A 12,931-nucleotide genomic window follows, 5' to 3' on the forward strand; every position below is an offset into this window, starting at 1 on the left:
TAGCGACTTGACTTAATAACACTCATTTGAATCATTGTCAAGTACAATTTATACCAAATTAGATGAGCTTACCCTGTTGATATAGCCTTTCTCAGGTACACGAGGTCTGTACAGGGCTTACGCAACTGGCATACGAAAGTTAAACTGTAGGGTGCGTGGCTGTGCATTTTTTGAACGATGATTCAGAGTTTCGGGAACTGACGCACCTTACCAATTGTGACAATTGCGTCCAGGACTAATGTAATAAGGCTTGAAAGTCCCGATATTCAGAGAATCTCGTCTACCTCATTTTTGTGAAAAAGGCTAGACTCCTGGCTGTGGTTGAGTTAAAAAATTAATAAATTTATCTGGAAACTCGATCGCGTCAACTGTAGATCAAGTATCCGTAAAAAAGATATCAATTATGAAATTTAAAAAATGGATCGGTGCGGTACTTGTCTTCACGCTCGCGCTGGCAATAACAACCTGTGGAGTCACGAATAAATCCTCAAAAAATGAGGCACTTCCCTCAGTTGCTCCCCTAATTTCTCCGCAACTGGTAGACTGGATTGAAGAAATTAGCCCTACTGGAAAAGCTGAACCTCTCAACCAAATTCGGATTCGGTTTAAAGAAGCATTAATTCCAGTTGCAAGCCTTGACAGTTCCGAACAGCAAAGTCAACTAAAACTATTTGAAATTCAACCTACTATTCCCGGTAAATTTCGTTTTTTAACCCCGCGCATGGTCGGATTTCAACCCGAACAAGCATTACCCAAAGCTACTCGCATTCAAATCGCCATCAAAGCAGGTTTAACCGATTTAAAAAATCACCGCCTCGACAAAGATTTAGCTTGGACATTTAACACAGAACCCATCCAACTGTCAAATTTACCAACTTCTAAGCCAGAGAATTCAGAATTCCAACCCATTGATTTAAAGCCTACTCTGAAATTCACATCAAATGTAGAATTAGATTTAGCTTCTGTGCAACAGCATTTGAAACTAATTCCAGAGGGACAGACAAAAACAGTGCCTGTTAAAGTAGAGTTAGCAAAATCAGAGGCAGAATCAAAAGAACAGCAAACTCCAGAAGAAAACTTCGATCCATCTGTTCGCGCTTTTAATTATACCATAGTTCCCCAACAAACACTAGAAAAAGCCACTCAGTACCGCCTACAATTTGACTCTGGCTTGCTACCCCTTCGCGGCAATCTCCCCAGCGAAACACCATTCGTCAGCCAGGTAGAAACTTATTCACCCTTGGCATTTAAAGCTATTAATTTTTTCGGACAGCCCGATGCTGGCGGTACTTATGGGCGATTCGTAAAAGGCAGCGGTCAGTTACAATTTAATAACGGTGTTATCGCTGATTCAGCGCAGGAAAATATCACCGTTAATCCCCCACCTAAAAAATCTCCTACACTTGTTCAAGCCTATGATAATGAATCCTTGGTTAGTCTCAATCCTTGGAGTTTAGAACCAGCACAACAATATACTATTACTATTGGTGCTAACCTCAAAGATAAATTCGGTCAAACCTTGGGTAAACCAGTCACATTACAGTATGAAACAGGCGATGTCTCGGGCGAAATTTGGACACCGACAGGGTTAAATATTTTTCCAGCAGGTAAGGACTTACAACTGAATATTTCCACAGTAAATTTGCCAGAATCCCAGTACAAAGCAGCTTATAAAGTCGTTCAACCCACTGATTTAGTTTATAATGCTGACGCAGATCCCAGGGGGGAGCGAAATGATTTACTTTCCAATCCTTCGGAGTGGCAAACTTTCCGAATTTCAGGTAAAAAAAATCAGACAAATGACATAACAGTTCCCTTGCGAGAAAAGCTAGGTTCGGCAACAGGAATGCTTGCCTATGGAGTGCAAGCACGCACCAATCTTTACTCGGATGAAAAAGGTAAACAGCAATGGCGAGAACCTGCCAATTACGGCTTAGTTCAGTTGACTAATTTGGGAGTATTTACCCAGTGGTTCCCAGAGTCAGGTTTGATTCGAGTACACCATCTCGATGACGGTTCCCCAGTAGCAGCATCAGTCGAGATTTATGAATCCCAATTAGAGGCAAAATTTAGCCCTCAACCTACTCCTTGTGCAACAGGTAAAACTGACAATAACGGTGCATTAATGCTAAGCCGTAAGAATTTAGAGAAGTGTATTAAATCTCAATCGGGCGGATTTGAAAAAGCACCAAAATTATTAGTCATTGCCCGCGAAAACAAAGACTGGGCATTTGCTAGAACTGAAGAATATAGCGGTGCTTATGGCTACGGCATTGAGGGAGACACTTGGAACAGTAACAAGCCCCAATCGCGCGGTACAATCTTCTCAGACAGACAACTTTATCAACCAGGGGAAAAAGCTTGGTTTACGGGAACTGCCTACTATCTCCAAAATGGAGTTATCAAGCAAGACAAAAATGCTAGTTATGCAGTCACGCTGCAAACTCCAAGCGGTACTAAAACTGATTTGGGCACTCATACAACTAATGATTTTGGCACATTTTCTTTCAAATTGCCCATCGACAGCGATCGACCTTTAGGCTACTATTCTATTCTAGCTAAAGGAGCAAGCGGAGCGGAAATTTCCGGTCAATTTCGGATTGCTGAATTCAAACCACCCAATTTTAAGGTAGATTTAAGCCTTAATAAAAAAATTGCACTGATTGACGATAAAATCGAGGCGAATGCTCAAAGTAATTATCTGTTTGGTTCGCCACTGGAAGGCGGAAAAGCCAAATATTATGTCACTCGCCGCCAAGCAGAATTTACCCCGAAAGGTTGGGAACAATTCGCCTTTGGGCGGCAGTGGTTTTGGCCAGAAGAAAGCCCGAACGTTCCCACCGATGTGCTGCAACAAAATTCTGTATTAGATGCTAGCGGTAAAGGCAATCAAACATTTACAGTCGGCAAAGATTTGCCCTATCCGATGAATTATCGAGTAGATATCGAAGTCTCGGATGTTTCAAATTTGTCTGTATCAGATTCTCAAACATTTACTGCTTTACCCAGTAATCGCCTAATTGGTTTGCAGACTAATTTCGTTGCCGATGCAGGCAAAGCTTTACCCATTCAACTCATCGTTACAGATCCTACAGGAAAACTACTAGAAGGTCAAAAAGTCCGCGTTGAACTGCAAAAAATTAACTACAGCAGCGTCACTCAAGTAGTTGAAGGTAGTCGCAATCCTCTCAATCAAATCGAATACAAAACAGTAGCAAAAATCGAGGTAAAATCTGGCAGCAATCCTCAAACAGTATCCCTCAATCCTCCTGAATCTGGTTCTTACCGCATTCGAGCTAATTTTGTTGATGTTAATAATGAAGTAACTGCCACTGATTTGCAGATTTGGGCAACAGGCGAAAATGTTGTAAACTGGGGTAACAGATACGATAATAATCGCCTGGAAGTCAAACTCGATAAGAAAAACTATCAACCAGGTGAAACGGCAACAGCTTTAATTCAATCGCCTTATCCAGAAGCAGAGTTATACTTTGCAGTTGTCCGCGATAAAACTCTCTACCAAACTGTTACTAAAGTTAAGGGTGGTGCTCCTCAAATCCAGTTCCAAGTAACGCCAGAAATGTTGCCAAATGCAGCGGTAGAAGCTGTGCTAGTCCGCCAAGGCAAGAGTTTAAAAGAGTTGGAACCTGGAAGTTTAGAACAACTGGTAAAAATTGGCTTTGCTCCTTTTCAAACCAGTTTAGATGCTAAATACTTGAAAGTCCAAGTTACTCCTCAGAAAAAAGAATTACAACCCGGTGCAGAGGAAACTATACAACTGCAATTGCAAGACAATCAGGGGAAGCCAATCAAGGGACAATTTACAGTTATGGTTGTCAATGAAGCCGTGCTGCAACTAACTGGATATCGCCCGCCTGATTTGGTAAAAACTGTCTATGCTGAACAGTCAATTTCTACCCGCTTCAACGATAATCGACAGAATGTAGTATTAGAAAATATGGCCTCGCCGCTGGCAAAAGGTTGGGGTTATGGCGGTGGATTCTCTACAGGTGCAGCAAATACTCGCGTCCGCAAAGATTTTCAAGCTTTGGCTTACTACAATGGTTCTGTTGTTACAGATACTAATGGGAAAGCGAGTGTTAAATTCAAACTTCCTGACGACTTAACAACTTGGCGTGTGATGGCTGTTGCTACTGATGGCAATTTAGATTTTGGCAAGGGAGAGGCGACATTTATTACCACTAAATCGCTGATTTCTCATCCAATTTTGCCGCAGTTTGCGCGTCCCGGCGATCGCATTCAAGCTGGCTTATCTGTTACTAACAATACTCAGCAAAAAGGCAATCTGACAATTAATGGTCAAGTGGCCGGGGCTGTAAAATTTGAAGGTAATACCCCAATGTCGGCGAATCTAAAAACTCAGGTTGAGTCGGGAACTCATGTTTATCGTTTCCCCATTTTGGCGAGTAATGCTGGTGACTCTAAAATTCAATTTGCCACACAATTAAATGGGAATGTGGATGCGTTTGAAGTACCTTTAGAGGTGAAATCTTTAGAAGTTACAGAAAATGTTGTGGAAGCAGGGACAACTGTAAATCAGGTAAAAATTCCGCTGAAGGTCGATCAAAATGTGGTGTCAGGTGTCGGCGGTTTGGAGATTTCCCTAGCTAGTACATTGATACCAGAAATTATTGCACCGGCGAAACAAGTTTTGCAGGATGAACAATTACCATTTTTGGAACCAGTAGCTAGTCAGTTATTAATTGCAGCTAATTTGCAAACTCTTTCTCAAAAGTATGCTCAAAGTTTGAAAGATTTTAACCCAAGTAAAGCCGCGGCGATTGCACTTGAAAAACTATCAAAACTTCAGCAATCAGATGGCGGTTTTGCTTCTTATCCCGGACAAGCACAATCCGATCCATTTTTGACACCTTATACTGCAAGTGCGATCGCATCTGCATCTAAGGCTTTTCCCAATACAGTCAATGCTGGGATGCTGTCTCGCCTGAGAGACTACTTGAAGAAAACTCTTGCTGACCCCGGACAATATGAGTTTTGCCAAAAGCAAATTTGCAAGAATCAGGTAAGGCTATCATCTCTGATTGCCTTAGCAGAATTAGGCGAAAAACGCAATGACTTTATCGCAGATATCTATCAGCAGCGAAGTGAATATAATCTAGTCACTCAAATTGAGCTAGCCCGTTATCTATCGCAGTTCAAAGACTGGCAAGATGAGTCTAAATTGCTGACTGACGAGTTGCAAAAAAACATCTATATCACTGGTCGTAGAGCTACGGTTAATCTGCCTCAAAATGTAAGCTGGATAGCATCTCCTACCGCTATTCAATCTCAAGCTTTGCGACTATTTATCGCTCAAAAAAGCAAGGCGGAAGATATCGATCGCTTATTGCAAAGTCTCCTAAATCTGCGGCGACATGGCACTTGGCAAAGCACTTATGACAACTCAGAAGCACTTGCAGCTTTAGTAGATTACAGCGAAACTCAACCTACACCACCCAAGTTTCAAGCTACCGTAAAATTAGCGGGTAAAACCTTAGATTCAATTCAATTTGATGGCTACCGCAATCCCAGTCAATTTATCATTGTAGCTACAGATCAATTACCGCGCAATGGTGATTTAATAGTTGAAAAATCTGGTCAAGGTACTCTGCACTATGTAGTTAATTACGGCTATCGTTTGCAGGGAAATCAGCCTGGACGCTTAAACGGGTTGCGAGTAGTGCGAGAAATTCGGTCAGCGGGTCAGGATAAAATATTAGGAAAGCAGCAACTTTCTATTCCTCAACCGCTGACTTTGGGAGTTGGACAAGTGTTTGATATCGGTTTGGAAATTATCGCAGATCGTCCTGTAGATCATGTGGTAATTACTGACCAGCTACCTGCTGGTTTAGAGGCAATTGATAACAGTTTCCAAACTTCTACAAAGGCGGTGGAAGCTCGAGGTGATAGCTGGCAAATTGGGTATAAAACGATGTATCGCGATCGCATTGTCGCCTATAGCGATCGCCTCGAACCCGGAGCCTACAGCCTACACTATCTCGTCCGTTCTGTCACTCCCGGCATCTACCTCTGGCCAGGCGCAGAAGCTCATTTACAATACGCTCCCGAAGAATTTGGGCGATCGGCTTCCTCTACCTTGATTGTGTCGGATAAGTAAATCAGCCGTTGCGCGATCGCTTTTATGCCCGGATGAGGCGTTATTCTAAGTAATGGCAACAAAAGCGATCGCCATATTTTAGAAAGATGAGCTTTTACCGCTATGCCTAAACCAAAGAGGTATCCCGACAACTGGCAAGAGATTGCGCTCTCGGTGAAAGAAAGCGCTCTTTGGCGCTGCGCTAAGTGCCGCCAACAGTGCCTCAGACCCGGCAAACAAAGTGGCTTAACTAAATCTGAGCGTTGTTCTTTGACTTTGACGGTACATCATCGCAATCGGATACCGGAGGACAACCGCCTCGAAAACTTAGTCGCCCTGTGTACTGCCTGCCACCTTTCTTATCACAACCGGGGTCAGTCCAACGTATCGCCGGGGCAGTTGTCGCTGTTCCCCGATGATGGCATTGACTGGGATATTATGGAGTGCTCTCTGGAATCGGTATGAAACAATGTATCCGATCCGAATCCGCTGGTATCCGCAACCGAGAGCTAAACATCGAAAAGGCGACCAAGAGCAAGAGAAGAAATTTAAACAAGAGTTGTTGCCCAAAGTCAAAGAATTGCAAGAGAAATACCCTCAAGCTCAAATAGAAGTGTGGTTTTTTGATGAGCATAGAGTCGGACTCAAGCCGATAATCAGGAAAGTTTGGTCACTAATAGGAGAAAGACCAATAACCGTCGTACAACCTTAATTGTTCTCTTGCCCAAAGAACGGCACTCACCCTATCTCTTTCTATGAAACCCACTTCTCGATACCACTCTTGATAATCCCGCTTGATTTTGGCTTTGAGTCGGTTGGCTGCAAGGGTTTCCAATTGTTTGGGAGATGGCTTTCTTTTGGGACGGCAACATTCAGGATTGTTGATGTCGTAGAGGAGCAAGCGAGCTCAAAGTCTATCCAACCGGAAGCTGTAGAGTAATCGCTACAGAATTACAATCAAGCAATTAGTGAACAGCAGGTGCTTTGGCTCCAGCGCCTCCCTTGCCGAGAAACAGCAGCAATGGCAGCGAGCAGAGAAAGACAATGCCGACAAAGCGAAAAATGTCTGCGTAGGATAGAACGGCTGCCTGCGTATTGACTAATTGGGAGAGCGCGGCGAGGGCTTGCTGTTGGGCAGTTGCGGCATCAGAACCGCGACTCTGAAACAAACCAGTGAGTGCGCTGAGCCGCTCAGTTGTTTCTGGATCGTAAGGCGTTAACTTTGCCAACAAAATGGCTCGATGAAAAGCCTCTCGTCGAGCCAGTAATGAGGTCAGAATGGCAATGCCAATACTACCGCCGAGCTGACGAGTCAAGTTATAGAAGCCCGAGCCAGCCGATACATCTTCTTTGGGGATGGAACCCAATGTTGCCAAACTCAGAGGCAGAAACATCAAAACCGTAGTTGCACCGCGCCAGATTAGGGGCCAAAACAAATCATCAGTTCCGGTTTGGGGCGTGATTTTTGCCAGCTCGAACATGACGGCTGCCGTTCCACCGGCTCCCAGCGCAATTAAAATGCGGGCATCCACCTTAGTCGAAATTTTGCCCAGTAAAACCATTATGATGGCGGACGCTAAAGCTCCTGGAGCGAGTAGAAATCCGGTTTGCATTGCCGAAAATCTCAGCACGCCTTGAGCAAACAGCGGTATAGCAAACAAGGCTCCGTACAGCCCCATGCCCAAAATACCAGAGTAAAGGCTACCGGCTGCCAGGGATTTATGCCGCAGAACCCGCAAGTCAACTGCTGGTGCTTTTGTGCTGAGTTCTCGCCAGATGAACAGAAACAGCCCCACAACCGCCACAAACGCCAGGAGCGCAATGAAACCCGATTCAAACCAGTTTTCTTTTTCCCCTTCTTCCAAAAATGCTTGCAAACTACCTACCGCAATACACAGCAGTACAATTCCTGTCCAGTCCACTTTCTGCTGGCTCCGTCCGTGTTGCTTCGAGTCAGGTCGGAGAAACACGATCGCCATGATGACAGCCACAATGCCGACGGGCAAATTGATAAAGAAAATCCAGCGCCAGCCTAACGTATCGGTCAGATAGCCACCTAGCGTGGGACCAATAGCCGGACCTGAAATCACCCCAACTCCAAACACCGACTGCGCTAACCCCTGTTCCGCAGGGGGAAAAGTTTCAAACAGAATCGCTTGCGCTTTGGCCAACAGTCCGCCTCCGCACAAGCCTTGAAGAATTCGAGCTACCACCAGCACCGGCAGGTTGATGGATAAACCGCATAAGACCGAGGCTGCTGTGAACCCGATCATTGAAAAGACAAAGTAGGTTTTCTTGCCGAAGAAGTCCCCCAACCAAGCAGAGAGCGGAATCATCACAACGTTGGCGATCGCGTAACCCGTTACGACCCAAGCAATTTCGGTCACGGTTGCGCCTAATGTCGCCTGCATATCTGTTAAAGCAACGTTCACAATGCTGGTATCAATGACTTCTAGAATGGCTCCCAGAGAAGCCGTCAGGGCGATCGCCCACTTGAGCGGTCCCTCCACGTACCCGGCTGCATCGCTGGCAGATTGTTTCAATTTTTTTAATGGTTTTGCTCGCTTTTGTTGAGCGTTTTGTTGAGCGTTTTGTTGGTCTTGAGGCTCAGACTCTTCCAACTCGGTAAAAGCCCGAATATCCATAGAATCTGGTTCAGTTGCATGACTCTGTATTTGAGGGCGTTCCATCTTTCGTCTCTACTTCTGCGATCGCTCACGGCAGGTGCTTTGCACCACCGCAACGGCTTAGGGTGCTTCAATCCGAAAATGCCAAATTCATACGAAAATTGTCAGGAACTTTCATTCTGGAGACGGAGTACGACTTACAGAAGACGCTGCTGTGCTGACTCCCCGCACAAATAAATCCACGCACCCTTCGATGTATCCCTTACGGCTGTAGCCCCGGTTTACTTGAGAAACATGGCGGCGAATCATACCAGACAGCAGCATTCCAGTCAATTGATCCACTGCCAGCGGCAGGTCAACATTCGGACGAATACTGCCGCGTTCAACACAGGTTTGTAGGTAGGAAATTAGTTTTTCACGCAGCGGTAAAAATGATTGCTGAAGCACCTCCAGTGCTTCTGTCGGATGCCGGTGAGCTTCACCAATAAACATCCGAAATAGAGCTTCGTACTCCTCCAGCATGTCGTCGTGGAGCTTTGCATAATGCAGGAGATCGCGGCGCAGGTCATAAGTCCATTCCTCTTGATGCGCCAACGCCTCCGTCCGCAATGCTGTAATGTGGCGGGCAACCGCACTCAACACTTGCTCTTTGCTCTGAAAGCGGCGAAACAAAGTGACTTCACTCACATCTGCAACACGAGCAATTTCACGAGTTGTCGCTCCAACGTAGCCTTCTGTAGAGAAAACTTCAATCGCGGCTTTCAACAGGCGATCGCGGGTTTCTGCTGCACTTCGATTCGTTCTACTCATCTCAATTAATGTAAGCACTAACTTACATATTCTAGCTCGCCAAAGGGCTGTAGCTTCAGCAGAAAGACGGATTTTTGAGACACAGGAGGGTGGGATTTACGCTTATATGCCGGGAAACTCGGAAAAATCGCCGCTCCGAAACTAGAGATCGCAGCAAGAAAGCCGGTTTCTGGGGTAAAGCCGAGAGGTAGACTTGAAAGGAGTGGCAGCACTCCCCTCCTCTGTTCGGGAACCGCGCTTGCGATTGTTCACCGCAGAGGTTGAGGGGTGACAATTCCGTCAAAAGCCTTACCTGTAGCCCAGGAGCGAAACTCGCAGCTCAAAAAAGACGGGCCAAAATTTACTCATTCGCCCTATTCACTAATTCTGTGCGTGCCGAGCGGTGCGATCGCGTGCAGAGAATTTTAGAGTTCTGATTGCCAGTCTGGATCTACATATCCGCAATCTATCAGAACACGTTTTAATTTAAGCGTTTTTAGGTGCTCTAATACTGCTTGAACATCTTGAGATGAAGCAGGTTTCACAGCAAACTACTGCACTCCTTTATGAAAACGGCACAGTATTCGCTACCACCGTTAACGAGTTCCAAATCAACCCATTTGACATAGAGTTCCTCGCCTACAGCTTTTAATTCAATTTGCAGCAAAGCTTCTTTTTTGATTTGTTTTGCTATTCGCAAGGCAACCTCAATCGCTTCTTTTCGCGTGCGAACCTCACGCAGTTCGCCATCATACACCAAGCGTTCGCTCATGAATATCTGACCAGTCCCAATTGTCGAATTAAATTTGTTGGTGCTCCGCTTAATGTTTCTGATTTTACCCTGAAGTTGCGGCGGTTCGTAAAACATGACGGTACAGATAAATTAGCAGCCAATGGGATTGTTTTAAACCAGGCACCCTAACTATTATTGTATCTAGATTTTACTCAAGTTTACATCTCTGGCAGCAGCTTGCAATCTAACACTTTCAATAGCGGAGTCTGGGCCGTCTCCACCGCCTTTCTACCGCCTCGATTTCAGGTGTCCGTAACAACTAACATCGCTCCAATTCTCTTGCTTCGGCATAGGCTGCTAAAGCTTGGCGATAACTCTCTATAAGTTCGTCTCTTTTATCGAGTTGTTGCCACAAAAATTTCATGCTATTCCACAATTTTTCCAAAGGTTGACTCCAGGACGCGATACCAGTCTTTCGCTTTCTGGAATGCTTTACCTCCCGTACCACAGCCAAACACATCTCGGCTGCTTGCTATGACTCCCAATCTCAGTAATTTTAAGCTCAACCAAAGCGCTTTATCTGGTTGAGTAGGAATCAGGGCAATGACTTCACTTACTGTATCGACTCACTGCTTCCCCGACTGCTCAGAAGCGCCATCACCCTCGCCAATGCCTTCGATCGCTCTGGTTCGGGAAGTAGGGAAGTAGTGCTGCAATCCTTATCGTGCAATGCTTCACTAGCTTCATTTGCCACTTTGTCCGCTTCATTAGGCAGTGAAGTAGCAGTATCCTCCCGTGCAGTAACTTCATCGGTTTGCCAGGATTCGCTTGAGCCGCTTATTGGCTAATTCCCACAGTTCTTGAGAGTCTTCTGATTCTTGATTCGGAGCCAACTCAGTTGCTTGAGTTGTTGTAGTATTTACGGAAGTTTCTGGTTGGGATGGCTGTTTCAGAAGCTCTCATTTTCACTCAATTAAGTAAGGCACGATAATCGAAAAATCATCCAATTTACAGCTAATCCACACCGCGTGTTTGTTGAGCAAAATCAAGAATTCCCGAAGGATCTCGCCTACCATCTACAAAAAACAAAACTCGCCCAGCAGCGGGTGTCACTGGGCTGTTTTGCGAACGGCAGACCGCTACTCTAGGTACTGGTCAACTAAGGCAATGAGTTTAGCGATCGCCTTCTGTTCTTCTAGAAGTAGTTCTTTGAGCTGGCGCATCTGTTCTTGATTTGGGGGTCTGTGTACCAAATCATCAACGAAGTCTAGCAGGGGAGACTTTCTAAAAGGTCGGGTCAAGGCAGCTTCATCTCGCAAGCGCTTGGTTCGCTCCAGCTTGGAACGCTGCAATCGGTTTTTCTCCTGACGGCGTGCGATAAGCCCGTCAAGTCTTTGACATTCGTTTCCAGTCTTCTTCGTCTCCATATATGTCTTTTATTTCTTGTTTCAACTCGGTTATCTGCTCGGTAAGACTTGCCACCTGGTCTTCAATGGCGTCTGTTTTATCTTCCTGGATTTCCAGAGAAATCTCCACAGATTCGACATATTCCGTTAACTTTTGTATTGGATCGGGTTGGGGCGTGTCGCCGTTAGGGGTGTCACCGTTAAGCCCGTTGCCGTTGGTCATAGTCATTCCTCACTGGTGTCTGATAGAAGAAACTGGCGATCGCTTTTGATACAGATGAAACTATCGCCAGCGTCGCCGAAGAAGTTGTTACTAAGTTGTTACCAAGTTGTTACCAAATTTCATGCCAATTAGTTCGTTGGACTCAGTGGGATTCGCTTGGTAACAATGCTCATAAATTCACCCTCACTTGGAGCAGGCATAAGGAAACTCCACTCGCTGATATGGGCGAACTGTAGCCTGTAAAGCCAGCGAATCGTGTATGTCACCCCGTAGCTCGATCCAAAAACCATTACCCTTACACGTTCGCAGCCATCAGATTGAGCTGGCAAGCTGTTTATACCAGGAATGACCGACGGCAAAGTATCGTCTGGACTGGGCACAAAATCCAGATTTTGCGAATAAAACAATTGCGGCGTGAAACTTGGTGTCGTTGGCAACCCAATACCAAAGTTTGTCATGATAATTCGAGCCTCGTACTCGTTTTAGGGGATTAGTCGCGTGGGGGATGTTCCAGATGTGAAGGGTGGCGTGATTACTTACAGGTTGCATCATTTCCCCATAAAAAACCCCAACCCACTAACTGGACTAGAAGAGAAATTTGAGACGGCATCTTCTATCAACTCAAGAATTAATCGTCCCTCCCACTTCCCGGTACAGGTGCAGTTTCAGTTTCGGATTGGTTGGACCCTGCAACCACAATGCAAGTACACAACGCAGCAGCTAATTGGTTTTGTTCGACACGACAAAGAGCGGGAGCATCCCGATTTTGCAAATATACAAAAGTATGATACAGTGCGCTGCTTTTGGGGAAATCGACACTGAGCTTCCCCAAAAAATATGTTTTAGAGTCAATCAGCCATTTTAGAGGAACTGAAGAATAGAGTGTCTCAAGAGTTACAATAGTCAATAAATAATTTTGAGAGACTCAACATGACGCCTGACGAACAAGCACGCTTACAACCCACATTCCGCAGTTCTGGCTTTGATGACTAAGGATTTTCATACATTCACTGTAGGAAAAATGTCTGTGCCTAT

General features: G+C 45.2%; 12 protein-coding genes. 3 read left to right on the plus strand and 9 right to left on the minus strand.

Annotation, left to right across the window (positions count from 1 at the left end; translation table 11 throughout):
- The first annotated feature begins 403 nt into the window (after positions 1-403).
- Positions 404-6,139 (plus strand): alpha-2-macroglobulin family protein, encoded by a 5,736-nt coding sequence (locus tag QUA02_RS31610; RefSeq protein ID WP_333033624.1) that lies wholly within the window; start codon positions 404-406, stop codon positions 6,137-6,139.
- Positions 6,140-6,241: 102 nt separating this feature from the next.
- Positions 6,242-6,583, plus strand: a complete 342-nt coding sequence (locus QUA02_RS31615; RefSeq protein ID WP_333033627.1) for an HNH endonuclease — start codon at positions 6,242-6,244, stop codon at positions 6,581-6,583.
- A gap of 208 nt (positions 6,584-6,791) precedes the next feature.
- Here QUA02_RS31615 and QUA02_RS31620 read toward each other — a convergent pair whose 3' ends face one another.
- The 3 genes from QUA02_RS31620 to QUA02_RS31630 all read right to left on the minus strand — a co-directional run bounded on the left by QUA02_RS31620 (position 6,792) and on the right by QUA02_RS31630 (position 9,555).
- Positions 6,792-6,953 carry a hypothetical protein gene (locus tag QUA02_RS31620; protein WP_333033628.1) on the minus strand — a complete coding sequence of 54 codons (162 nt, stop codon included), beginning with the start codon at positions 6,951-6,953 and terminating at the stop codon, positions 6,792-6,794.
- 130 nt (positions 6,954-7,083) lie between these two features.
- Complete coding sequence (locus tag QUA02_RS31625; RefSeq protein ID WP_333033630.1) at positions 7,084-8,808, minus strand: DHA2 family efflux MFS transporter permease subunit; 1,725 nt, start codon at positions 8,806-8,808, stop codon at positions 7,084-7,086.
- Between the two features lie 111 nt (positions 8,809-8,919).
- Positions 8,920-9,555 carry a TetR/AcrR family transcriptional regulator gene (locus QUA02_RS31630; RefSeq protein WP_333033631.1) on the minus strand — a complete coding sequence of 212 codons (636 nt, stop codon included), beginning with the start codon at positions 9,553-9,555 and terminating at the stop codon, positions 8,920-8,922.
- Positions 9,556-9,822: 267 nt separating this feature from the next.
- On the opposite strand from QUA02_RS31630, the gene QUA02_RS31635 reads away from it, so the two are divergent.
- On the plus strand, positions 9,823-9,963 hold the full coding sequence (locus tag QUA02_RS31635; protein ID WP_333033632.1) for a hypothetical protein: 141 nt from the start codon (positions 9,823-9,825) through the stop codon (positions 9,961-9,963).
- Positions 9,964-10,075: 112 nt separating this feature from the next.
- Here the strand turns inward: QUA02_RS31635 and QUA02_RS31640 are convergent, their stop codons facing one another.
- The 6 genes from QUA02_RS31640 to QUA02_RS31665 all read right to left on the minus strand — a co-directional run bounded on the left by QUA02_RS31640 (position 10,076) and on the right by QUA02_RS31665 (position 12,354).
- A complete protein-coding gene (locus QUA02_RS31640) occupies positions 10,076-10,402 on the minus strand; it encodes a hypothetical protein (protein ID WP_333033633.1) in 327 nt (108 codons plus the stop codon).
- A 184-nt stretch (positions 10,403-10,586) separates the two neighbouring features.
- Positions 10,587-10,781, minus strand: coding sequence for a hypothetical protein (locus tag QUA02_RS31645; protein WP_333033634.1), 195 nt, complete (start codon positions 10,779-10,781; stop codon positions 10,587-10,589).
- A gap of 99 nt (positions 10,782-10,880) precedes the next feature.
- On the minus strand, positions 10,881-11,021 hold the full coding sequence (locus QUA02_RS31650; RefSeq protein WP_333033635.1) for a hypothetical protein: 141 nt from the start codon (positions 11,019-11,021) through the stop codon (positions 10,881-10,883).
- 385 nt (positions 11,022-11,406) lie between these two features.
- Positions 11,407-11,619 carry a hypothetical protein gene (locus tag QUA02_RS31655; protein ID WP_333033637.1) on the minus strand — a complete coding sequence of 71 codons (213 nt, stop codon included), beginning with the start codon at positions 11,617-11,619 and terminating at the stop codon, positions 11,407-11,409.
- Between the two features lie 34 nt (positions 11,620-11,653).
- The gene (locus QUA02_RS31660) at positions 11,654-11,902 is read right to left on the minus strand and encodes a hypothetical protein (RefSeq protein WP_333033638.1); all 249 of its coding nucleotides are present in this window, start codon (positions 11,900-11,902) and stop codon (positions 11,654-11,656) included.
- A 122-nt stretch (positions 11,903-12,024) separates the two neighbouring features.
- The gene (locus QUA02_RS31665; RefSeq protein ID WP_333033639.1) at positions 12,025-12,354 is read right to left on the minus strand and encodes a hypothetical protein; all 330 of its coding nucleotides are present in this window, start codon (positions 12,352-12,354) and stop codon (positions 12,025-12,027) included.
- Positions 12,355-12,931: the final 577 nt, after the last annotated feature.

The organism is Microcoleus pseudofavosus SVA1_A4 (genome assembly GCF_036700565.1).
GTDB lineage: Bacteria > Cyanobacteriota > Cyanobacteriia > Cyanobacteriales > Microcoleaceae > Microcoleus.